Origin of the sequence: Streptomyces sp. BK340, assembly GCF_007827595.1 — a bacterium.
Lineage (GTDB): Bacteria > Actinomycetota > Actinomycetes > Streptomycetales > Streptomycetaceae > Streptomyces.
The window spans coordinates 206165-228683 of sequence record NZ_VISR01000001.1; the positions used below are offsets into that span (position 1 = coordinate 206165).

A 22519-nucleotide genomic window follows, 5' to 3' on the forward strand; every position below is an offset into this window, starting at 1 on the left:
CGGTCAGGCGCCCGGACCGGCGATGATCCTGCCGTTCGACGCCTTCACCGGCAGCTCGTTCAACGGCTCGGTGGCCGGCGTCTGGGCCACCTTGCCCGTCACGGCGTCGAACTGACTGCCGTGGCAGGGGCAGATCAAGGTCGTCCCCTGCAGCTTGTTGATGGGGCACCCCGCGTGCGTGCAGATCGTGCTGTACGCCTTGAGGGCCCCGCTCCCGTCCCGGCTGACCACCACGTTGTGCTCCCGGTAGAGCTTCGCGCCGCCCTCTGCGACCTCGCTCTCGGCACCCAGGTCGACCGGCGCGGTCGGCGTCGCGTCGGCGGTGGCGCCGCCCGGCGCCGAGCAGGCGGCCAGCCCGAGCCCTGCCACCGGAGCCACGGCGGCTCCTCGAAGGACGGTACGACGACTCGTGGACGGGCGGGCCGATCGGGCGGACATCAGGTCTCCACTGGTCAGGGGATGCGCAAGCCGACGATACCCGGACGGAACGAGCGGCTCCGGGGTGGGGGCGGTGAACGGAAGGGAGAGTGGATCCTGGCGCGTAAACGTTTGCGTAAGCGTTTACGCGGGGGCGGTGGATGGGATACCTTCCCGGCGTTCGACAGTCCCGCGGCTCAGCGGCTCAGCGGCTCAGCGGCTCAGCGGCTCAGCGGCTGAGCGGCTGAGCGGCTGAGCGGCTGAGCGGCTCAGGGAGAGGAAAACGCGATGGCCACCATGGCTGACGTCGCCCGGAGTGCCGGAGTCTCCGTGGCGACCGTCTCCCACGTGCTCAACGGCACGCGTCCGGTGCTGCCCCACACCCGTCAGGCCGTACTGGACGCGGTCGACGCCCTCGGCTACACACCCAACACCCTCGCCCGCTCCCTGGTGACCTCCCGCACCCGCTCCATCGGCCTCGCGGTGTCGGCGATCAGCAACCCGTACTTCACGGAGATCCTGCAGGGCGTCGAGGCCGCCGCACTGGAGGCGGGCTACAGCCTCCTCATCGCCGACCCGCACGACGACCCCGCGCACGAACGGAAGGCCGTCCAGCTTCTTCACGAACGCCGGGTGGACGGCATGATCGTCGCCCCCTCCGCACAACCGCACGACCTCGTCGCCTACCTCGGCCGCCACGAGGTTCCGACGGTGTTCCTGGACCGGGTGCTCCCCGAGCAGGGCCTTTTCGATCAGGTCTGCGCCGAGAACGAGAGTCCGACGGCCCGCCTCGTCACCCATCTCGCCGGGCTCGGCCATCGCCGGATCGGCCTGGTCGCGGGCCTGCCCGGGCTCAGCACCACCGATGAGCGGATCACCGGCTACCGGCAGGGCCTCGCCGCCGCCGGACTGGACCACGACGAGGACCTCGTGGTGTCCGGCAACTCCGAGTCGACGGGTGCCGAGCGGGCCACTGCCGCCCTGCTCTCCCTGCCGGTCCCGCCCACGGCGCTGGTCACCGCCAACAACGCCATGACCATCGGCGCACTGCGCGCCCTGCGCCGGGACGGCCTGACCGTCCCGGACGACATCGCCCTGTGCTGCTTCGACGACTTCGCCTGGGCCGACCTGTTCTCGCCCCGGCTCACCGCCGTCGCCCAGCCCAGCAGGGAGATCGGCGCCCGGGCCGTCCGGGCGCTCCTGGACCGGCTGGCCGACCCCGGCCGGCCGGCCCGGACCGTCCGGCTGCCCTGCACTCTCGTCCACCGCACCTCCTGCGGGTGCCCGGAGGTCCTGGACGGGGCCGCAGACGCAAGTGGCGCAGGGCCGGCCGGGGGCGGCGGGAAGACCGAACCGCCCACGCTCTCCGCACATTCCGCACTGTCCGAGCAGTCCGCGCTGCCCGAGAAGGGAACCGCCTCGTGATCGTCGTCGCCGGTGAGGCACTGATCGACCTGGTACCGCACGGCCCGGGTGCCCTTGCGGACCTGAAGCCGGCACTCGGCGGCGGCCCGTACAACACCGCCGTGGCCCTCGGCCGCCTCGGCTCACCGACCGCGTTCTGCTCCCGCACCTCGCAGGACGCCTTCGGGGAGGCCCTGCTGGACGGGCTGCGCCGGGCCGGGGTGGACGTGTCCGGCGTGCAGCGCGGCCCCGAGCCGACCACGCTCGCGGTCGCCACGATCGACGGCGGCGGCTCGGCCGCCTACTCCTTCTATGTCGACGGCACCGCCGACCGTCTCTTCAGCTCCCCCGCCGCTCTCCCCGCCGGCACGCGTGCGATGTCCTTCGGCACGTGCTCGCTCGTCCTGGAACCGGGGGCGAGCGCCTACGAGGAGCTGATGCGGACAGCGGCCGCACAGGGCCTGTTCACCGCCCTCGACCCCAACATCCGGGCGGGTCTCATCCCGGACGCGGACGCCTACAGGGCGCGTTTCAAGAGCTGGCTGCCCTCGGTGACGCTGCTGAAGCTGTCCGCGGAGGACGCGGAGTGGCTGGGCGGCACCCCCCGCGAGTGGCTGGCCGCGGGACCGGCGGCCGTCGTGGTGACCCGGGGCGGCGACGGTCTCACCGTCCACACCCGGGACGGCGCGGAATACTCCGTACCGGGCGAGAAGGTCGAGGTCGTGGACACCATCGGCGCCGGTGACACGGTGAACGCGGCCCTGCTGCACGGCCTGTCCGCTCAGGAGGCGCTGTCGCCGGAGGGAATCGCCGCCCTGGGACGGGACGGCTGGCAGCGACTGCTGCGGTTCGCGGCACGCGCGGCGGCGATCACCTGCTCACGCGCGGGTGCGGAGCCGCCGTACGCGGCCGAGCTGGGCGACTTGTGAGCGGTCTCTTTCCACTGTGCTCGTATCAAGGTTCGGCCGGATTCGCGGTTCGTCGGACGACCGAACCGTGGCGCCGGGGTGGCTGATGATGGAACGAGCGGCGCCCCGCGGAGAGTTCCCGCGGGGCGCCGCTTTTTTGATGACGTGTCAGGGCATGCCCCGAACCGGCCTCAGGCCTTGCGGGCCCGCGTCGTCGTCTTCTTGGCCGGTGCCGTCTTCTTCGTGGCCGCGGCGGCCTTCTTGGTCGCCGTGTTGTTGGCCTTGGCCGTCACCGTCTTCTTCGCCGTCGACCTGGCCGCGGCCGTCTTCTTCGCCGCAGCGCCGCGCGATGCCTTGACCGGCGCCGCGTCGCTGATGCGGTCGGCGCCGAGGACCTCGCGCAGGAACTTGCCGGTGTGGCTGGCCGGAACTCCGGCGACCTCTTCGGGCGTGCCCTCGGCGACCACGAGGCCACCGCCGGCCCCGCCTTCCGGACCCATGTCGACAACCCAGTCAGCGGTCTTGATCACGTCGAGGTTGTGCTCGATGACGATGACCGTGTTGCCCTTGTCGACCAGGCCGGCGAGGACCGTCAGCAGCTTGCTGATGTCCTCGAAGTGCAGACCGGTGGTCGGCTCGTCCAGGACGTAGACCGTGCGTCCGGTGGAGCGCTTCTGGAGCTCGCTGGCGAGCTTCACGCGCTGCGCCTCACCACCGGACAGGGTGGTCGCGGACTGACCGAGCCGCACGTACCCGAGACCGACGTCCTTCAGCGTCCGCAGGTGCCGGGAGATGGCCGGGACCGCCTCGAAGAACTCGGTCGCCTCCTCGATCGGCATGTTCAGCACGTCGGCGATGGACTTGCCCTTGTAGTGGACCTCCAGGGTCTCCCGGTTGTACCGGGCGCCGTGGCAGACCTCGCACGGGACGTAGACGTCCGGGAGGAAGTTCATCTCGATCTTGATGGTGCCGTCGCCCGCGCAGTTCTCGCAGCGGCCGCCCTTGACGTTGAAGGAGAACCGCCCGGGCAGGTATCCGCGGACCTTCGCCTCGGTGGTCTCCGCGAACAGCTTGCGGATGTGGTCGAAGACGCCGGTGTACGTCGCCGGGTTGGACCGCGGGGTGCGGCCGATGGGCGACTGGTCGACGTGCACGACCTTGTCGACCAGGTCGTCGCCGTCCACGCGCGTGTGCCGTCCGGGGACGCTGCGCGCGCCGTTCAGCTCGCGGGCCAGGTGCGTGTAGAGGATGTCGTTGACCAGTGTCGACTTGCCGGACCCCGACACACCCGTGACGGCCGTGAACACGCCGAGCGGGAAGGACACGTCGATGTCCTGCAGATTGTTCTCCCGGGCGCCGTGCACGGTCAGCCGGCGGGTCGGGTCCTGCGGTCGCCGTACGTCCGGCAGCGGGATGGACTTGCGGCCCGAGAGGTACTGGCCGGTCTGCGACTCGGTGTTGCCGAGCAGTTCCTTCAGGGAGCCGCTGTGCACGACCTTGCCACCGTGCTCGCCGGCGCCCGGACCGATGTCGACGATCCAGTCGGCGATCTTGATGGTGTCCTCGTCGTGCTCGACGACAATGAGCGTGTTGCCCATGTCGCGCAGCCGGACCAGGGTCTCGATGAGCCGGTGGTTGTCGCGCTGGTGCAGGCCGATGGACGGCTCGTCGAGGACGTACAGGACACCGACGAGGCCGGAGCCGATCTGGGTGGCCAGGCGGATGCGCTGGGCCTCGCCGCCGGAGAGGGTGCCGGCCGCACGGTTGAGGGAGAGGTAGTCGAGGCCGACGTCGACCAGGAAGCGCAGCCGCTCGTTGACCTCCTTCAGGACGCGCTCGGCGATCTTCTTGTCGCGGGTGCTCAGCGTCAGCTGGCCCAGGAAGTCCGCGCAGTCGCTGATCGACATCGCGGAGACCTCGGCGATCGACTTCTCCATGATCGTGACGGCGAGGACGATCGGCTTCAGGCGCGTGCCCTTGCAGGAGGGGCAGGGCACCTCGCGCATGTAGCCCTCGAAGCGCTCGCGGCTGGCGTCGCTCTCGGCCTCGCTGTGCCGGCGCTTCACGAAGGGCACCGCGCCCTCGAAGGGCGTGGTGTACACGCGCTCGCGGCCGTACCGGTTGCGGTACCGGACCTCGATCTGGGTCTTGTGGCCGTAGAGCAGGGCCTTCTTCGCCCGCTGCGGCAGGCCGGCGAAGGGGATGTCGGTACGGAAGCCGAGCGCGTCCGCGAGGGCGCCGATCAGGCGGCCGAAGTAGTCCTTGGTGTGTCCGTGCGACCAGGGGTGGATGGCGCCCTCGTCCAGGGACTTGTCCTCGTCCGGGACGATCAGCTCCGGGTCGACCTCCATGCGCGTGCCGATGCCCGTGCACTCGGGGCAGGCGCCGAAGGGCGAGTTGAAGGAGAAGGAGCGGGGCTCCAGCTCCTCGAAGGACAGGTCGTCGTACGCGCAGTACAGGTGTTCCGAGTACATGCGCTCGCGCTCGGGGTCGTCCTCGGGGAGGTCCACGAAGTCGAGCACGACCATGCCGCCGGACAGACCGAGGGCGGTCTCGACGGAGTCGGTGAGGCGGCGCTTGGCGGAGTCCTTCACCGTGAGGCGGTCGATGACCACCTCGATGGTGTGCTTCTCCTGCTTCTTCAGGGTCGGCGGGTCGGACAGCTGGATGGTCTCGCCGTCCACACGCGCGCGTGAGTAGCCCTTGGTCTGCAGGTCGGCGAAGAGGTCGACGAACTCGCCCTTGCGCTCGCGCACCAGCGGCGAGAGGACCTGGAAGCGGCTCCCCTCCGGCAGCTCCAGGACCTTGTCGACGATGGCCTGCGGCGACTGGCGCGAGATCGGGCGGCCGCACTCGGGACAGTGCGGCTTGCCGATGCGCGCGAAGAGCAGACGCAGGTAGTCGTAGACCTCGGTGATGGTGCCGACCGTCGAGCGCGGGTTGCGCGAGGTCGACTTCTGGTCGATGGAGACCGCCGGGGACAAACCCTCGATGAAGTCGACGTCCGGCTTGTCCATCTGGCCGAGGAACTGGCGGGCGTACGAGGAGAGCGACTCCACGTAGCGACGCTGGCCCTCGGCGAAGATCGTGTCGAAGGCCAGCGAGGACTTGCCCGACCCCGACAGGCCCGTGAAGACGATGAGCGAGTCACGCGGCAGGTCGAGCGAGACATTCTTCAGGTTGTGCTCGCGCGCGCCACGGACGATGAGACGGTCGGCCACGCCGGTCCGCACCTTTCTTGAGAGAAGTGACAGGGGCGGGGCCCCTGTGCTTCTTCGAGACTAGGGGGAGCCACTGACAACGCCGGTCGGATTTCCCGGTTGCATAACAACCCCCGGTCATCCAGCATGCCCGACGCCACCCCCGACGATATAGCACGTGCTTTCGATTTTCGGTGGAGGTTCACCACCTTCACCCAAAGGTGTGGCGCGGCTAAGGTCAGGCCCATGATTGATCACGCTCATGACCTGGCCTGTGTACACGAAGCGACCGAGCGGCTCCTCACCGCTGTCACCAAGCTGGACAACGCGTCTCTCGCCGAGCCGTCACGCCTGCCCGGCTGGACCCGTGGACACGTCCTCGCCCACCTCGCCCGCAACGCGGACGCGCTCGTGAACGTCCTCGAGGGCCGTCCCATGTACGCGAGCGCCGAGGCCCGTGACGCCGACATCGAGCGGGACGCCCCCCGCCTCCTGGACGTCCAGCTCGCCGACGTGCGGGAGAGCGGGGCCCGGTTCCAGGAGACGGGGGCCGCGCCGGCGGACTGGACGCGCACGGTGGAGCTGCGCAACGGGGTCACCGACTCCGCGTCCCGGGTGCCGTTCCGGCGCTGGGCCGAGGTCGACCTGCACCATGTGGATCTCGGGACCGGGTACGAGCTGGAGGACCTCCCGGCGGAGTTCACCGAGCGGGAGATCGAGTTCCTGGCACAGCGGTTCTCCGGGCACCCCGACGTCCCGGCGACCCTCGTCACGGACGGCACGCGCGCGTGGAGCACGGGACGCGAGGCCGCCGAGCCCGAGATCACGGTCACCGGGTCTCCGGCGGACCTTTTGGGCTGGCTCGCCGGACGCCGCGAGGGCGCCGCCCTGGAGGCGGTCGGCGGAGCGCTCCCGAAGCTGCCTCCGCTGTAGCGCGAGGACGGCCCGCCGGGCACTCCCCCGCTATAGGCTGATCACCATGACGTACAGCGGAGAGGTCAAGGTCGGCGGCCCGGCGGACGTGCACGAGCTGAAAGACCTGATGATCACGAAGATCGCGGTCGGCCCGATGGACAACAACGCCTATCTGCTGCGCTGCCGGGCCACCGACGAACAACTGCTGATCGACGCCGCCAACGAGGCACAGACCCTGCTCGCCATGATCGGCGACGACGGCATCGCGTCCGTGGTCACCACGCATCAGCACGGCGACCACTGGCAGGCACTCGCCGAGGTCGCCGCCGCCACGGGTGCCCGTACGTACGCCGGCCGGGAGGACGCCCCGGGCATCCCGGTGCCCACCGACGTCCTGGTCGACGACGGTGACGTCATCAGGGTGGGGCGCGTGGAACTCACCGCACGCCACCTCGTGGGGCACACTCCGGGCTCCATCGCGCTGGTCTACGACGACCCGCACGGCCACCCGCACGTCTTCACCGGTGACTGCCTCTTCCCGGGCGGTGTCGGCAACACGCGCAAGGACCCCGAGGCGTTCGCGAGTCTGATCCGCGACGTGGAGACCAAGATCTTCGATGTGCTGCCGGACGAGACCTGGGTGTACCCGGGGCACGGCAACGACACCACGCTGGGGGCGGAACGGCCGCATCTGCCGGAGTGGCACGCGCGCGGGTGGTGAATCGCCGGGACCCCCGATAGCCAAGGGCGCCTGGTTCATGTCCGGGTGCGGTCGTGCGGGTGCATGGTGAAGCTGACGTAGCCCGGGAAATCGCCGACTGCGCGCCGGGCGCGCGCCCCGTGTGAACTGTTCGCACACGCCGGGCGCGCATGCGCGCTCCCCTCGCGCCGTGTCACGCAGTCAACTGGTGGGAGCCCCGCACAGGATGACGGCTCCTGCGCGGATGGGCCGCCGGCCTTCCAACCCCGCCCTCGGCCGGCGGCCCAGGCCACCTCGGGTGGCACCGTTCACGCGAACGCAACACCCGTTCCCACTATGCGGACAATGAACGCCGTGACCTGGACAAACATGGGGTTCGCTGCCAATCTCCCGCCATGCACCTTGCCTCTCGCGCACTGCGCCGCGCGGTAGCCGCCGCCACCATAGCCCTGCTCGCCACCGCTGTCGGCTGTGCTCCGCAGCCCGAGGTCAAGGCGTCGTCCGGGTCCGCAGGGAAGAGCTGCGCCAAGGGCAAGTTGGCCACCAAGACGTCCGGGAAGCTGACCATCGCGACGGACGAGCCGGCGTACGAGCCATGGTTCAAGGACGACAAGCCCGCGAACGGCAAGGGATTCGAGTCAGCGGTGGCCTACGCCGTGGCGCAGCAGCTGGGCTACGGCAAGAGCGCCGTGGTCTGGCAGAGCGTGCCCTTCAACAAGGCGTTCGCACCCGGCGTGAAGACCTTCGACTTCGACATCAACCAGGTGTCGATCAGCACGGAGCGCAAAAAGGCCGTGGACTTCTCCTCCGGTTACTACGACGTGCGCCAGGCCGTCATCGCGCTCAAGGGCAGCAAGGCCGCCAAGGCGACGAGCATCGCGGATCTGAAGAACCTCAAGCTGGGCGCCCAGGTGGGCACCACGAGCCTCGACTACATCACCGACGTGGTGAAGCCGAAGCAGGAGCCCGCCGTGTACGCGAAGAACGACCAGGCCAAGTCCGCGCTGAAGAACGGTCAGGTCGACGCGGTCGTCACGGACCTGCCGACCGCGTTCTACATCACCGCTGCCGAGGTGACGAACGCGAAGATCGTCGGCCAGTTCGAGAACCAGGGCGGCACACCCGAGCAGTTCGGGCTCGTGCTCGACAAGGGCAGCGCGCTGACCTCATGTGTGACCGGTGCCGTCGACGCGCTGCGCAAGAACGGCACGCTGGCGCGGATCGAGAAGCAGTGGCTCTCCGACGCCGTCGACGCTCCGGTGCTCAAGTGACGGTCGCCAAGGACGAGTCCGCGACGGAGGGGGCGGACGACAAGGGTGACATGACCGGCGGCGCCGGGGACGCGGTTCCCGGCGCCGGTGACGGCTATGTGCCCTCCGGGCGGCGGCTGGAGCGCGAGCACCACAAGCGGGTGCGGGCCCGCCGCGCCACGGCCGTCGCGGCGCTCTCCACCCTGGTCACGGCCGCCGTGCTCTACCTGGTCGTCGTCGACGCGCCCGGCTGGCCGCGCACCAAGGAGACGTTCTTCAGCGCGCAGTACGCGCGCGAGGCGTTTCCCAAGGTCCTCGAGGGCCTGTGGCTGAACGTCCGCCTCCTGATCGTGTGCGGTGCCGCCGTACTGGTCCTCGGCATGCTCATCGCCGTGGCCCGCACCCTGCGCGGCCCGGTGTTCTTCCCGCTGCGCGTGCTGGCGGCGGCGTACACGGACTTCTTCCGCGGTCTGCCGCTCATCATCAACCTGATGATCGTGGTGCTGGGCGTGCCCGCGCTGCGGCTGCAGGGCGTGACCGTGGATCCGGTGCTGCTCGGCGGTACGGCGCTGACGCTGACGTACTCGGCGTACGTGGCCGAGGTGTTCCGGGCCGGCATCGAGTCCATCCACCCCTCGCAGCGCGCCGCGGCCCGCTCGCTGGGCCTCACCAACCGGCAGGCCCTGCGCTACGTCGTGCTGCCGCAGGCGGTGCGCCGTCAGGTGCCACCGCTTCTCAACGACCTGGTGTCGCTGCAGAAGGACACCGGCCTGGTGTCGATCGGCGGCGCGGTGGACGCGGTTCGGGCCGCCGACATCATCGTGGGCCGGAGCCTCAACTACACGCCGTACATCGTCGCGGGCCTGGTCTTCGTCGCGCTGACCATCCCGATGACGCGTTTCACGGACTGGGTGACGGCCAGGATGGACCGGCAGCGGGCCCAGGGAGGATCGATATGAGTACGGCACGCGAGGACGGCTCGCCGGTGCTGCGGATGGAGTCCGTCCGCAAGACCTTCGGGGGTTCCGTCGTACTGCGGGACGTCGATCTGGAGGTCGCCCCGCACACGGTGACCGCGCTGATCGGCGCCTCCGGCTCGGGCAAGTCCACGCTGCTGCGCTGTGCCAACCTCCTGGAGGAGATCGACGACGGCGCGATCTGGCTGGACGGCGAGGAGATCACCGACCCGCGCGTCGACCAGGACGCGGTACGCCGCCGTATCGGCGTGGTCTTCCAGGCGTACAACCTCTTCCCGCACATGACCGTGCTGGACAACATCACGCTCGCCCCGCGCCGGGTGCACGGCGTCTCTCGCGCGGAGGCCGAGAAGCGGGCCAGGGAGCTGCTCGAGCGCCTCGGACTGGGCGAAAAGGCGGCTGCCTACCCGGATCGGCTGAGCGGCGGCCAGCAGCAGCGTGTGGCAATCGTACGGGCCCTCGCTGCACGGCCCCGGCTGCTGCTGCTCGACGAGATCACCGCCGCGCTGGACCCCGAACTCGTGGGTGAGGTCCTGGAAGTGGTCCGTGGTCTGAAGGACGAGGGCATGACCATGGTGCTGGCGACGCACGAGATGGGCTTCGCCCGGGACGTCGCCGACCAGGTTTGCTTTCTGGACGGAGGGGTCGTGCTGGAGCGCGGCACCGCCGAGCAGGTGTTCGGCGATCCGCAGCAGGAGCGCACGCGCCGCTTCCTGCGGCGGATCGTGGAGTCCGGCCGCCTGTAGGGCCGGTGGAGGCTACGCGTCGGCCTGCGCCGCCCCCACCAGGGCGGCGACCCGCTCCACGCCGAACACGTAGCCCTGCACGCCGCAGCCCGCGATCACGCCGTCGGCGCGCAGCGAGACGTACGAGTGGTGCCGGAACGACTCGCGCTGGTGGATGTTGGAGATGTGCACCTCCAGCACGGGCATGCCGTCGCAGGTGTTGAGCGCGTCCAGGATCGCGACCGAGGTGTGCGAGTAGGCGCCGGGGTTGATGACGATCCCGCAGTGGGTGAGCCGTGCCTCGTGGATCCAGTCGACCAGCTCGCCCTCGTGGTTGGACTGCCGGAAGTCCACCGTGCCGCCGCGTGCCGCCGCCGCCTTCGCGCACATCGCCTCGACGTCGGCGAGCGTGTCCTTGCCGTAGATCTCGGGCTGGCGCTGGCCGAGGAGGTTCAGGTTGGGCCCGTTGAGGATCATGATCGGGGCGTTGGCCAGGGTGCGGGGCACGGTTCCTCCGGTCCGTTCGGGGCGGCTTCTACGACCGCTCGCTCGAACCCGGTCTATCACGGCGCGTGGCGCGGGCGAGGTGCGCCCGCTCCGGCCGCCTCGGCGCGCGCCACGGCTTGTTGATCACCTCCATGCGCCCCCGTAACCCTTGATCACGGTGGGTAGTTGACGCGGTGTGCACGATGTACAGGCCGTAAGGGCCCCTTCCATGCCACGGCTCGCGGCCGCCTCGCTCGCCGGGACCGCGATCGAGTTCTACGACTTCTTCGTCTACGGGACAGCGGCGGCCCTGGTCCTGGGGCCGCTGTTCTTCCCGACGTTCTCGCCGGTGGCGGGGACCCTGGCGGCGTTCGTGACGTTCGGGGTGGGGTTCGTCGCCCGGCCGCTGGGCTCGGTGCTGTTCGGGCACCTCGGCGACCGGCGCGGACGGCGGCCGGTGCTGGTCATCTCCCTGCTGCTGACCGGCGCTTCGACGGTCGCCGTCGGGTGCGTGCCGACGTACGGGTCCATCGGTACGGCCGCCCCCGTGCTGCTGCTCGTCCTGCGCTTCCTCCAGGGGCTCGGGCTCGGCGGTGAATGGGGCGGGGCGGTACTGCTGACCGCCGAGCACGCGCCCGCGGGACGGCGCGCCCTGTGGTCGAGCTTCCCTCAGGTGGGGCCCGCGTTCGGCTTCGTGCTCGCCAACGGGGTGATGCTCGCGCTGTCGGCGGCGCTGTCCGACGCACAGTTCGCGCAGTGGGGCTGGCGGGTTCCGTTCTGGGCGGCCGGTGTGCTGGCTCTGGCCGGGCTGTGGCTGCGCTCGTCGCTCACCGAGACTCCCGGGTTCCTGGAGATCGACGACCACGCGCGCGTGCCGCTCGTGGAGGTCGTACGGCACCACGGACGGCTGGTGCTGCTGACGGCCGGGGCGCTGGCCGTCGGGTACGCCGTGTTCTACGCGGTGACGACGTGGTCGCTGGCGTACGCGACCGAACGGCTCGGGGTGAGCCGCACCGTGATGCTGACGTGTGTCATGGCCGCCGTGGTGGTGAAGGGCGCGCTCACGCCCCTCATGGCACTGCTGGGCGACCGCTACGGACGCCGGCCGATGTGCCTGGTGGGGTGCACGGCATGCGCCCTGTGGATGCTGCCGATGGTCGCCCTGCTGGCGACGGGCGAGCCGCTACTGATGTTCCTCGGCATCCTGGGCGCGCTGATCGCCTTCGTCATCATGTTCTCGGTGATCGCCGCGTATCTGCCGGAGCTGTTCGAGGCGCGGGTGCGCTGCACGGGGGCCGCGGTCGGCTACAACCTCGGCGGGGTCCTGGGCGGCGCCCTCACCCCGATCGTGGCCACGGCCCTGGCGGAGCACGGCGGGCGCGTTCCGTGGGGTGTGGGCGTGTATCTGACGGGCATCGCCCTGCTGAGCCTGGCCTGCTTCGCGCTGCTGCCGGAGACGCGGCCCGTGCCCGTGCCGGCGGTGGAGCCGGCCCCGGGCTGACCGGGACGGCCGCGCTACGGGTTGATCGCCAGCTCCAGGTAGGCCGCGAACACCACCAGGTGCACGCCGCCCTGCAAGGGGGTGGCCCGGCCCGGCACGACCGTCAGGGAACTGACGATCACGGTCAGCGCGAGCAGCAGCATGTGCGTCGGTCCGAGACCGAGGACGAGCGGCCCGGACAGCCAGATGGAGGCGAGGGCGACGGCCGGGATGGTCAGACCGATGCTGGCCATGGCCGAGCCGAGCGCGAGGTTGAGGCTGGTCTGCACACGGTCGCGCCGGGCGGAGCGCAGCGCGGCGATCGTCTCGGGCAGCAGGACGAGCAGGGCGATGATCACGCCGACGACCGCCTGGTTGAGCCCGGCCGCCTCCACACCGGACTCGATGGTGGGCGACACGCCCTTGGCCAGGCCCACCACGCCGATCAGGGCGAGGCCGAGCAGGCCGAGGCTGGTCCGGGCGGCGCGCTCGGAGGGGGGCGTGGCATGGTCGTTGCCGGTGACGACCTCGCCCTGCCGGGTGATCGGCAGGAAGTAGTCGCGGTGCCGCACGGTCTGGGTGGCCACGAACAGGCCGTAGAGGATCAGTGAGGACAGCGCGGCGAACGTCAGCTGCACGGTGGAGAACTCGGGGCCCGGCTTGCTGGTGGTGAAGGTCGGCAGCACCAGGCTGAGCGTGGCCAGCGTCGCGACGGTCGCCAGGGCGGCACCGGTGCCCTCGGGGTTGAAGACCGCGGTCCCGTGGCGCAGGGAGGCGACGAGGAGGCAGAGCCCGACGATGCCGTTGCAGGTGATCATCACGGCGGCGAAGACGGTGTCGCGGGCGAGAGTGGACGTCTTGTCGCCGCCGTCGGCCATGAGGGTGACGATCAGGGCCACCTCGATGACGGTGACGGCGATGGCGAGCACCAGGGAGCCGAAGGGTTCACCGACGCGGTGGGCGACCACCTCCGCGTGGTGCACCGCCGCGAGAACGGCCCCCGCAAGGACCAGGGTCACCAGCGCGACGACCGCGCCGGGCAGATCACGGCCCCAGGTGAAGATCAGGAGGACGACCGCGAGCACCGGCACGAGGAGCGTCCACCGGGTGGTGAGCGACCTGAGCCGAGCGATCACGAAGCGATCGTGACAGACACGTACAGGGTTCGCATTCCGTTCTTTTCGGATCCCTTCTCATCCTTTCCGTGCGGGGCACCAGCGCCGATCCGGCTGGTGCCCCGCGGGTCGATCGACGGTTCTCGCGTCCCGTGCCGTCCGGCGTCGCCCTCTTCCGTCAGGCGTCGACGCTGTCCTTCGCGGCACCCTCGCTCTCGCCGTGCGCCGCCTCGGCGGCCGCCTGCTTCCTGGTGGCCATGAGGCTGGTGACAGTGGTCACGACGAGGACCGCGCAGATCACGCCGAGCGAAACCGGGATGCTGATCTCGGGGACATGGACGCCGGACTCGTGCAGTGCGTGCAGCACCAGCTTGACGCCGATGAAGCCGAGGATGATCGACAGGCCGTAGGACAGGTGGACCAGCTTCTTGAGCAGGCCGCCGATGAGGAAGTACAGCTGGCGCAGACCCATCAGGGCGAAGGCGTTGGCGGTGAAGACGATGTACGGGTCCTGGGTCAGGCCGAAGATCGCGGGGATGGAGTCCAGCGCGAACAGCACGTCGGTGGTGCCGATGGCGAGCATCACGACCAGCATCGGGGTCATGATCCGCTTGCCGTTCTCCTGGATCCAGAGCTTGGTGCCGTGGTACCGGTCGGCCACGCCGAACCGGCGCTCCGCGGCCTTCAGCAGCTTGTTCTCCTCGTACTCCTCGTCGCCCTCGTCGGCGCGGGCCTCCTGGACGAGCTTCCAGGCGGTCCAGATCAGGAAGGCACCGAAGAGGAAGAAGACCCAGGAGAAGCCGGCGATGATCGCGGCTCCGGCCGCGATGAAGACGGCCCGGAGGACCAGGGCTATGAGGACACCGACGAGCAGGACCCGCTGCTGGTACTGCGAGGGCACCGCGAACTTCGCCATGATCAGGACGAAGACGAAGAGGTTGTCGACGCTCAGCGACTTCTCGGTGATGAAGCCCGCGAAGAACTCACCGGCCGGCTGACCGCCACCGAAGACGAGCAGACCGAGGCCGAAGAGTCCGGCGAGGGCGATCCAGACGACGGTCCAGATGCCGGCTTCTTTGATCGACACGTCATGGGGCTTGCGCCCGATGAAGAAATCGACCGCGATCAGGGCGGCGAGACCCGCGATGGTCAGGACCCACAGGGTCACAGAGACTTCCACTGCACCTCCGGCATTTCGTAACGGCAAACGTTTTCAGCGTTGTCGCTGCCGGAGGTCTCTTCCACCCGCGATGGGCCGACGCCCCGGGATCCACATCGATCCGTACTGACGGGTGCGTCGCAGTCAGGGAGTACTCCCCTCCGCTGGGAAGACAGTACCCCAATTACCAAGGAAAGGTAAAGTGACTGGTAAAAGAAAGACCAAACTTCCTGTTCAGAGGCCCTTTACTGATACTTGATGCGGGCCGCCGTCACCTCGGAGAGCACCTGCTGGAGGATCCCGCTGCCGGGCGGCACGAGCGAGGGTTCGTAGGTCCAGGTGTGGCCGACCCAGGGATCGGCGAGATGATCGTCGGGTACGGGGGTGAGTCGCATGAGCGAACGCCACAGAGGGTCGAGCAACGGGCCGTAGGCCTCGGCGTCCGCGCGGTCCGCGACCATCAGCAGATGCACGCCGACGGCCGGGCCCTCGTCGGCGAGATAGCGCAGCTGGGTCACCGCCCGGTCGTCGAAGCCGTGCGGGAAGTCGTTGACGATCAGCAGCTGCTGGGCGGTGTCGACGTCGGGTGGCAGCGATTCGGCCGCGCCGCCGCGCACCGCCATCTGCGTCAGGTCGACACGACGGATGAGCTGTCCCAGCATGTCCGCCACGCCCGCCGCGCCGCTCGCGATGGGCACCGCCACAGCCCCCGCCCGCGTCAACGGCAGCAGCGCCTGGACCCCGGCACCGGCCGGGTCGACGACCTGCACGGCGAACTCCCCCACCGGGTGGACGGCGAGCAGCCGGACCGCGAGCGCCACCGCGGCGTCCATGGCCAGCCGGCGGGTCTCGGCGGAGTCAAGGAAGGTGTCATCAGGTCCTTCCACCGGGCCGCTGTCGATCCACAGCCCCCGCTCCAGCGGCAGCCTGACCAGCATGGGAATGCGCAGCGGCACGCTCTCGGGCAGGTGGAGATCGCCGAGCCGCACGGCCATGGGCGGCTCGTCCGGCACCCGGTAGCCGTGCCAGACGGGGTTGTCCCAGCGGGCGTACGCCGGAGGCAGCGCGGGCTCGACGACCTCGGACTCGGCGGTGAGCTGGGCGAGATCCCGGTCGAACACGACCCGTGCCCGGTCGACCAGCTGGGAGTGCCGGGCGTGGGCCGTCTCGCGCGTGGCCTGGCCCGCCGCGCCGAGCCGGCTGCGGGGATCGGCGAGGACCTGGTCGAGTTCCTTCTCCAGACGGGCACCGGCGAAGTCCACGGCACTGCGGTACGCGGCCGTGGTGCGGGCCAGATCCTCGAACATGCCCCAGACCTGGTTGTACAGCCGCTCCTCCATCGACCAGCCCACCGCGTCACCGGCTACGGGCTGGGGAGGCTGCCCGTCCGGGGCCGGGGACGCCGGGGGCGGCGGGGCCAGGGGGGTACGGCGGCCGGGGTGCGTGTAGTCGATCGGGCCGCCCGGCGTTCGGGCGTCGACCGCACCGCCCGATGCCCGAGCGTCGACCGGACCACCCGAAGTCCGGGCGTCCTGCGCGTCCTGCGCGTCGTACGGCTGTGTCGGCCGTGACGCCGAAGAGCCGGCGGTGTCCTGCGGCTGTGGCACCGGTATCGCGCGGGCGAGGCTTCGGGACACCGCCTCCTGGATACCCGCCGCGAGTGCTTCGGGCCGGGGCAGGCCCTGGTCGGTGAAGAGTGCGGCGAGGCCGCCTGCGTAGCCCTGGCCGACCGCACGTACCTTCCAGGCGTCCTGCCGCCGGTACAGCTCCAGGGCGACGACGGCCGACTCGGCGTCCAGGCCGGTGAGGTTGAAGCGGACGATCTCGGCGCCGTCGAGGCCGGTGACCGCCGTGCGCGGGGCGGCGACAGCGCCGAACCGGAGCGCGCCTCCCGGCTGCGTGGGCAGGGCCAGCAGCACGGTGACGCGGTGGACCGCCTCGGGCAGGGCGGCCAGGTCGACGGCGAGCCGGTGGTCGGCGGCGGCCTGCCCGGAGACCTCGATCCCGGGCAGCGTGGGGGCGCCGGGGTGGGCCACCCACTCGGCACCGTGGACTGAGCCGTGCTCGTCGCCGAGTGTGGCTCCCGCCAGGACCGGCACCCCGGCAGAGATCCGGATCTCAAGCCGGACCTGCGACAGCGGGTGGTTCTGTCCCCGCACCAGCTCGGCCGTCATCGCCGACGCCCCCCTGTGTCGTGTTGTCGTGCGCGCCGCGTCGGGCGGTCCTACAGGTACGACCGGATCGCCGGCATCAGGTCCTGGAAGGTGCGGCCCCTGGCCGGCTCACCCAGGGCGGTCATCGTCCAGCCCGAGCCCACGCGGTGCACCTTGGCCATGATCTGGGCGGTGTACTCGCCGCCGCCCGCCAGCGTGTAGCGGGCCAGCTCCTGGCCGTTGGTCTCGTCCACGAGGCGGCAGAACGCGTTCTCCACCTCCTGGAAGGTCTGGCCCGTGAAGGAGTTCACGGTGAAGATGATCTGGTCGATGTGGACCGGGACGCGCTGCAGGTCCACGAGGATGGCCTCGTCGTCACCGCCCTGGCCGACGCCGCCGACGAGGTTGTCGCCGGTGTGGCGCACGGAGCCGTCGTCGCTCACCAGGTGCCGGAAGAAGACGACGTCGACCGGCTCCTTATCGGCGAAGAGAACCGCGGAGGCGTCCAGGTCGATCTCGCGGGTGCGCGAGCCGAACAGGCCGCGCCGCTTCGCCGCCTGCCAGCCGAGACCCATGCGGACCGCGGTCAGGGTGGCCCCGTCCTTCTTCTCCAGGCTGATGGCCTGACCCTTGGTCAAATTGACGGTCACGGCTGATTCCCCTCTCAATGGTCCCCTGTTGCCGCACAGTGGGCGGCTGTCCAGAACCCTACGCAGGGGCAGTGACAGTGCCGAACCCCGGCTCGCGCTTTGTGTCGGTGTTGCAACACGAGGCGCGTATCCCGAGGTCCGGCAGGGGCACAAGGGGTCAGGCGAGGCCCGCCTCCCGCATCTGGCGCAGTTCCTTCTTCATCTCGGATACCTCGTCGCGCAGCCGGGCCGCGATCTCGAACTGCAGCTCGGCGGCGGCGGCGCGCATGCGCTCCGTCATCTCCTCGATCTGCTCGGCGAGTTCGGCCGCCGGGCGGTCCGTGGGCACCGCGGCCCCCGCCTTGCCCTTGGCGGCCTTGCCGCCCTTCGCACCCTTGGCCGCCTTGTCGCCGAGCGACGGGACGGGGGCCTTGGCGCCCTTGCCGTCCTTCTGCTTGCGGTAGCCGGAGCCGAGCAGCTGTTCGGTGTCGACCTGCTCGCGGGCGATCTGCGCGACGATGTCGTTGATCTTCTTGCGCAGCGGCTGCGGGTCGATGCCGTTGGCCTTGTTGTAGGCGACCTGCTTCTCCCGGCGGCGGTTGGTCTCCTCGATGGCCTTCTCCATCGCCGGGGTGATCTTGTCGGCGTACATGTGGACCTGGCCGGAGACGTTGCGCGCCGCGCGTCCGATGGTCTGGATCAGCGAGGTGCCGGAGCGCAGGAAGCCCTCCTTGTCAGCGTCGAGGATCGCCACCAGTGACACCTCGGGCAGGTCGAGACCCTCACGGAGCAGGTTGATGCCGACCAGGACGTCGAACTCGCCGGAGCGCAGCTCGCGCAGCAGCTCGACGCGGCGCAGGGTGTCGACGTCGCTGTGCAGATAGCGCACCTGGATGCCGAGTTCCAGGAAGTAGTCCGTGAGGTCCTCGGCCATCTTCTTGGTGAGCGTGGTGACCAGGACGCGCTCGTCCTTCTCGGTGCGCTTGCGGATCTCGTGCACCAGGTCGTCGATCTGCCCTTCGGTGGGCTTGACCACGACCTCCGGGTCGACGAGGCCGGTGGGGCGGATGATCTGCTCGACGACGCCGTCGCCGCGGGACAGCTCGTAGGTGCCCGGGGTCGCCGACAGGTAGACCGTCTGGTCGATGCGCTCCTGGAACTCCTCCCACTTCAGGGGGCGGTTGTCCAGGGCGGAGGGCAGCCGGAAGCCGTGCTCGACCAAGGTCCGCTTGCGGGAGGCGTCGCCCTCGTACATGGCGCCGATCTGCGGGACGGTGACGTGCGACTCGTCGATGACGAGCAGGAAGTCGTCCGGGAAGTAGTCCAGCAGGGTGTTGGGCGGCGAGCCGGGCAAGCGGCCGTCGAAGTGCATCGAGTAGTTCTCCACACCGGAGCAGCTGCCGATCTGGCGGAGCATCTCGATGTCGTACGTGGTGCGCATCCGCAGACGCTGCGCCTCGAGCAGCTTGCCCTGCTTCTCCAGCTCGGACAGGCGCTCCCCGAGTTCCTTCTCGATGTCGTTGACGGCCCGCTCCATGCGTTCGGGGCCGGCGACGTAGTGCGAGGCGGGGAAGACGTACAGCTGCTGGTCGTCGCTGATGATCTCGCCGGTGAGCGGGTGGAGCGTGGACAGGGCCTCGATCTCGTCGCCGAACATCTCGATGCGGACGGCGAGCTCCTCGTAGACCGGGAAGATCTCGATGGTGTCGCCGCGGACCCGGAAGGTGCCGCGGGTGAAGGCCATGTCGTTGCGCGTGTACTGGATGTCGACGAAGCGGCGCAGCAGTTCGTCGCGGTCCATCTCGTCGCCGACGCGGAGGGGGACCATCCGGTCCACGTACTCCTGTGGAGTGCCGAGGCCGTAGATGCAGGACACCGAGGCGACCACGATGACGTCGCGGCGGGTGAGCAGCGAGTTCGTCGCCGAATGGCGCAGGCGCTCGACCTCCTCGTTGATCGAGGAGTCCTTCTCGATGTAGGTGTCCGACTGCGGGACGTAGGCCTCGGGCTGGTAGTAGTCGTAGTACGAGACGAAGTACTCGACCGCGTTGTTCGGGAGGAGCTCGCGGAACTCGTTGGCCAGCTGGGCGGCCAGCGTCTTGTTCGGCGCCATCACGAGGGTGGGGCGCTGGAGCTTCTCGATCATCCACGCGGTGGTGGCGGACTTGCCGGTGCCGGTCGCGCCGAGCAGGACGACGTCCTTCTCACCGGCCTCGATGCGCTTGGCCAGCTCGGCGATGGCCGCCGGCTGGTCTCCGCTGGGCTGGTAGGGGCTGACGACCTCGAAGGGCGCCACCGTGCGTTCGATGTGGGAAACGGGCCGCATGGGATCCACCGTACGACCCCGCACTGACAACGGGTCCCGGTCAGCGGTTCTGCGGGGCGCGGGAGCCGTGGAGCCGGGAGTCGCGGACCGGCCGGCGGCCGGCGTGGAGCGCCGGGGGGCGGTGCTGGTGGGAGGGCACGGCGGCGGCCGGGACACCCGGCTTGTCCTCGACGTCCCGCCGGGTGGGCCTGCCCATGACCATCAGCGGGTCGAACATCACGACGACGCCGGCGAGGAGCAGGAAGGCGAGCGGGCCGATCAGCATCGGCGCGAGCACCGTGGTCGGCGAGCCCGTGGTGGCGGAGCCGGGAGCGTTGTGGAGGTGGACGTCGAGGGCGGCCATACCGGTGTAGTGCATGCCGGTGACGGCGAGGCCCATCACCATGCTGGCGCCGACGCTCCACAGGAACCCCCGCACGCGTCCGGCCGCCCACAGGGCGGCCGTGGCGGCCACGACCGCTATGGCTACGGAGGCGGCGACGGTGAGCGTGTTGTACGAGAACCGTCCGTCGAAGTGCATGCCCGCCATGCCGAGGTAGTGCATCGAGGCGACGCCCAGACCGGTGATCGTGCCGCCGGTGAACAGAGCGGCGCCGGTGGCGCCCCGGTAGCCGACGATGAAGATCCCGACGCCCACCATGACGATGGCGAGGCCGAGGCTGGCGTAGGTGATCGGTCCGTCGTAGTGGATCGGCGTCTCTTCGATGGTGAAGCCCATCATGGCGACGAAGTGCATGGTCCATATGCCGGAGCCGATCGCGGCCGAGCCGAGGGCCAGCCAGGCGGGCCGCCAGGAGTGCGTGACCAGCAGGGACCGGGTGGTGCAGCGCAGGCCGAGGGCGCCACCGAGGCAGGCCATCAGAAAGGCCACCAACGGGGTGACGACCCCGTAGCTGAATCCGTCGACCGTGCCCTGCATGCGCGGCTGCCCTTCCGCCCTGTTGCGTCCCGGAATTTCTGAAATGCGCCCCCGTCCCAGGACCGCGCCGGCGGTCAGGGTTGACGCAGAGAGTATGACCCGCACCGGAATGGTCGAACGATTTTCCGGCAAAGAAACACGCCCTTGCCCCACTTGTGCGGCACCCGTGAGCGGACTTGGGCGACACCATTCATCGTGTGGCCGTCCTGCGCCCGCGTGCGTTGACTCTCTGCTGTCAAGCTGATGCAGTCGGTAATCGCTCGACGCGAGGAGTCCGCATGTACGCGCGCGCAGTCGCCGCCACGGCAACCGCGATCCTGGGGACGGCAGCTCTGCTGAGCCCCGCCCCCGACGCCCTGGCGGGCGAGGCCGGCGAGCCCACGGTGGTCGCCCACCGCGGTGCCTCCGCCTACGCTCCCGAGAACACCCTGGCCTCCATCGACAAGGCCGCTCAGCTGGGCTTCTCCTGGGTCGAGAACGACGTCCAGCGCACCAAGGACGGCCAGCTGGTAGTCATCCACGACGACAGCCTGCGGCGCACCACGAACGTCGAGGACGTCTTCCCGGGCCGGGCGCCCTGGAAGGTGAAGGACTTCACCGCCGCCGAGATCGCCCGGCTGGACGCGGGCAGCTGGTTCTCCCCGGCGTACGCGGGCACGCGCGTGCCCACTCTGAAGCAGTACATGCGCCGGGTCGAGCACAACCACGAGAAGCTGCTCCTGGAGGTGAAGAACCCGGAGCTGTATCCCGGCATCGAGCAGCAGACCGTGCGATTGCTCGGCAACGAGGGCTGGCTGGACCGCCGGCACCTCGGCCGGCTGATCGTGCAGAGTTTCGACGCGGACAGCGTGCGTACCGTGCACAGGCTGAAGCCGGCGCTCACCACCGCCTACCTCGGCACGCCGCCCGTGGCGCAGCTGGGCCAGTACGCGCGTTTCAGCGACCTGATCAATCCCTCGTACGGGTCGATCTCCGCCCGCTACGTCTCCGCGGTGCATGCCGTCACCGGACCGCACGGCAGGCGGCTCGGGGTGTTCGCCTGGACGGTCGACGACGCGGCCGGCGCCTGGAAGGCCGCGGGCTACGGCGTCGACGGGATCATCACCAACAAGCCCGACGTCGTCCGGACGGCACTGCGCACGGGCTGAGCCGGGACCGCGGTGCGGCGGGCGTTGTCAGTGGCGGGTCGTACGGTGGGCGCATGGACAGCCATGGGCAGGACGAGCAGCGGGTCGTATGGGCCCTCGTGGGCACCGGCATCGGCCCGCTGATGCTGGCGGCGACACGCGAGGGACTCGTCAACGTCGTCTTCCACGCCACGGACGCGGTGCGCGACCGGACCCTGGAGCGGCTGGCGGCCCGGCTGGGCACCCCACCCGTCGAGGACCCGGACTCGCCGCTGCTGGCCGAGGCGATACGGCAGCTCGAGGCGTACTTCGCGGGTGAGCGTCATGACTTCGACCTGCCCCTGGACTGGTCGCTCGTCTCGGGCTTCAACCGGCAGGTGCTGCGCGAGCTGGCATCCGGGGTCCCGTACGGCACGCTGGTGGGGTACGGGGATCTGGCCGGCCGGGTCGGGCAGCCGGGCGGGGCGCAGGCGGTCGGTGCGGCGATGGGCGCCAATCCGCTGCCGGTCGTCGTTCCGTGCCACCGGGTGGTGGAGAGCGACGGCGGCATCGGCGGCTTCGGTGGCGGTCTGGAGACCAAGCGCAAGCTGCTCGCGCTGGAGGGCGTGCTGCCCGAGCCGCTGTTCTGA

At 70.1% G+C, this 22519-nt stretch carries 19 protein-coding genes; 10 read left to right on the forward strand and 9 right to left on the reverse strand.

The window, feature by feature from the left end; genetic code table 11:
- Positions 1-3: 3 nt before the first annotated feature.
- Positions 4-438, reverse strand: a complete 435-nt coding sequence (locus FB157_RS01010; protein WP_145874956.1) for a ubiquinol-cytochrome c reductase iron-sulfur subunit — start codon at positions 436-438, stop codon at positions 4-6.
- A 267-nt stretch (positions 439-705) separates the two neighbouring features.
- On the opposite strand from FB157_RS01010, the gene FB157_RS01015 reads away from it, so the two are divergent.
- Entirely contained in the window at positions 706-1842 is a 1137-nt protein-coding gene (locus FB157_RS01015) for a LacI family DNA-binding transcriptional regulator (protein ID WP_145874958.1), read from the forward strand.
- Positions 1839-2750 (forward strand): carbohydrate kinase, encoded by a 912-nt coding sequence (locus FB157_RS01020; RefSeq protein ID WP_145874960.1) that lies wholly within the window; start codon positions 1839-1841, stop codon positions 2748-2750. Before FB157_RS01015 ends, FB157_RS01020 begins: the two co-directional genes overlap by 4 nt.
- A 170-nt stretch (positions 2751-2920) precedes the next feature.
- On the opposite strand, the gene uvrA is transcribed toward FB157_RS01020, so the two are convergent.
- Positions 2921-5950, reverse strand: coding sequence for an excinuclease ABC subunit UvrA (gene uvrA / locus FB157_RS01025; RefSeq protein WP_145874962.1), 3030 nt, complete (start codon positions 5948-5950; stop codon positions 2921-2923).
- Between the two features lie 225 nt (positions 5951-6175).
- On the opposite strand from uvrA, the gene FB157_RS01030 reads away from it, so the two are divergent.
- From FB157_RS01030 to FB157_RS01050, 5 genes are all read left to right on the forward strand, one after another.
- Positions 6176-6862 (forward strand): maleylpyruvate isomerase family mycothiol-dependent enzyme, encoded by a 687-nt coding sequence (locus tag FB157_RS01030; protein ID WP_145874964.1) that lies wholly within the window; start codon positions 6176-6178, stop codon positions 6860-6862.
- Between the two features lie 46 nt (positions 6863-6908).
- Positions 6909-7565, forward strand: coding sequence for an MBL fold metallo-hydrolase (locus FB157_RS01035; RefSeq protein WP_145874967.1), 657 nt, complete (start codon positions 6909-6911; stop codon positions 7563-7565).
- 374 nt (positions 7566-7939) lie between these two features.
- On the forward strand, positions 7940-8815 hold the full coding sequence (locus FB157_RS01040; RefSeq protein ID WP_145874969.1) for an ABC transporter substrate-binding protein: 876 nt from the start codon (positions 7940-7942) through the stop codon (positions 8813-8815).
- On the forward strand, positions 8812-9753 hold the full coding sequence (locus FB157_RS01045; protein WP_145874971.1) for an amino acid ABC transporter permease: 942 nt from the start codon (positions 8812-8814) through the stop codon (positions 9751-9753). Before FB157_RS01040 ends, FB157_RS01045 begins: the two co-directional genes overlap by 4 nt.
- The gene (locus FB157_RS01050) at positions 9750-10517 is read left to right on the forward strand and encodes an amino acid ABC transporter ATP-binding protein (protein ID WP_145874973.1); all 768 of its coding nucleotides are present in this window, start codon (positions 9750-9752) and stop codon (positions 10515-10517) included. The genes FB157_RS01045 and FB157_RS01050 overlap by 4 nt, the downstream gene beginning before the upstream one ends.
- A 12-nt stretch (positions 10518-10529) precedes the next feature.
- Here FB157_RS01050 and aroQ read toward each other — a convergent pair whose 3' ends face one another.
- Complete coding sequence (aroQ, locus tag FB157_RS01055) at positions 10530-11003, reverse strand: type II 3-dehydroquinate dehydratase (RefSeq protein ID WP_145874975.1); 474 nt, start codon at positions 11001-11003, stop codon at positions 10530-10532.
- Between the two features lie 208 nt (positions 11004-11211).
- Between aroQ and FB157_RS01060 the strand changes: the two genes are divergently transcribed.
- Positions 11212-12483, forward strand: coding sequence for an MFS transporter (locus tag FB157_RS01060; RefSeq protein ID WP_145874977.1), 1272 nt, complete (start codon positions 11212-11214; stop codon positions 12481-12483).
- A 14-nt stretch (positions 12484-12497) separates the two neighbouring features.
- On the opposite strand, the gene FB157_RS01065 is transcribed toward FB157_RS01060, so the two are convergent.
- From FB157_RS01065 to FB157_RS01090, 6 genes are all read right to left on the reverse strand, one after another.
- Entirely contained in the window at positions 12498-13598 is a 1101-nt protein-coding gene (locus FB157_RS01065) for a calcium:proton antiporter (RefSeq protein WP_145874979.1), read from the reverse strand.
- Between the two features lie 157 nt (positions 13599-13755).
- Positions 13756-14757 (reverse strand): TerC family protein, encoded by a 1002-nt coding sequence (locus FB157_RS01070; protein WP_145874981.1) that lies wholly within the window; start codon positions 14755-14757, stop codon positions 13756-13758.
- A gap of 224 nt (positions 14758-14981) precedes the next feature.
- A complete protein-coding gene (locus FB157_RS01075) occupies positions 14982-16910 on the reverse strand; it encodes a TerD family protein (RefSeq protein ID WP_145874983.1) in 1929 nt (642 codons plus the stop codon).
- 50 nt (positions 16911-16960) lie between these two features.
- Entirely contained in the window at positions 16961-17539 is a 579-nt protein-coding gene (locus FB157_RS01080) for a TerD family protein (protein WP_145874984.1), read from the reverse strand.
- 157 nt (positions 17540-17696) lie between these two features.
- On the reverse strand, positions 17697-19844 hold the full coding sequence (gene uvrB / locus FB157_RS01085) for an excinuclease ABC subunit UvrB (RefSeq protein ID WP_145874986.1): 2148 nt from the start codon (positions 19842-19844) through the stop codon (positions 17697-17699).
- A gap of 40 nt (positions 19845-19884) precedes the next feature.
- Positions 19885-20763 (reverse strand): MHYT domain-containing protein, encoded by an 879-nt coding sequence (locus FB157_RS01090; protein WP_145874988.1) that lies wholly within the window; start codon positions 20761-20763, stop codon positions 19885-19887.
- Positions 20764-21041: 278 nt separating this feature from the next.
- Between FB157_RS01090 and FB157_RS01095 the strand changes: the two genes are divergently transcribed.
- Both FB157_RS01095 and FB157_RS01100 read left to right on the forward strand, forming a co-directional pair.
- Positions 21042-21911: a glycerophosphodiester phosphodiesterase family protein gene (locus FB157_RS01095; RefSeq protein ID WP_145874989.1), complete on the forward strand. Its 870-nt coding sequence runs from the start codon at positions 21042-21044 to the stop codon at positions 21909-21911.
- Positions 21912-21964: 53 nt separating this feature from the next.
- Positions 21965-22519, forward strand: a complete 555-nt coding sequence (locus FB157_RS01100) for a methylated-DNA--[protein]-cysteine S-methyltransferase (protein WP_145874991.1) — start codon at positions 21965-21967, stop codon at positions 22517-22519.

Bases quoted from the DNA above. Each gene is read 5' to 3' on its own strand.
- FB157_RS01010 (WP_145874956.1), bottom strand. From the start codon at position 438: ATGTCCGCCCGATCGGCCCGCCCGTCCACGAGTCGTCGTACCGTCCTT.
- FB157_RS01015 (WP_145874958.1), top strand. From the start codon at position 706: ATGGCCACCATGGCTGACGTCGCCCGGAGTGCCGGAGTCTCCGTGGCG.
- FB157_RS01030 (WP_145874964.1), top strand. From the start codon at position 6,176: ATGATTGATCACGCTCATGACCTGGCCTGTGTACACGAAGCGACCGAG.
- FB157_RS01035 (WP_145874967.1), top strand. From the start codon at position 6,909: ATGACGTACAGCGGAGAGGTCAAGGTCGGCGGCCCGGCGGACGTGCAC.
- FB157_RS01040 (WP_145874969.1), top strand. From the start codon at position 7,940: ATGCACCTTGCCTCTCGCGCACTGCGCCGCGCGGTAGCCGCCGCCACC.
- FB157_RS01050 (WP_145874973.1), top strand. From the start codon at position 9,750: ATGAGTACGGCACGCGAGGACGGCTCGCCGGTGCTGCGGATGGAGTCC.
- FB157_RS01060 (WP_145874977.1), top strand. From the start codon at position 11,212: ATGCCACGGCTCGCGGCCGCCTCGCTCGCCGGGACCGCGATCGAGTTC.
- FB157_RS01075 (WP_145874983.1), bottom strand. From the start codon at position 16,910: ATGACGGCCGAGCTGGTGCGGGGACAGAACCACCCGCTGTCGCAGGTC.
- uvrB (WP_145874986.1), bottom strand. From the start codon at position 19,844: ATGCGGCCCGTTTCCCACATCGAACGCACGGTGGCGCCCTTCGAGGTC.
- FB157_RS01090 (WP_145874988.1), bottom strand. From the start codon at position 20,763: ATGCAGGGCACGGTCGACGGATTCAGCTACGGGGTCGTCACCCCGTTG.
- FB157_RS01095 (WP_145874989.1), top strand. From the start codon at position 21,042: ATGTACGCGCGCGCAGTCGCCGCCACGGCAACCGCGATCCTGGGGACG.
- FB157_RS01100 (WP_145874991.1), top strand. From the start codon at position 21,965: ATGGACAGCCATGGGCAGGACGAGCAGCGGGTCGTATGGGCCCTCGTG.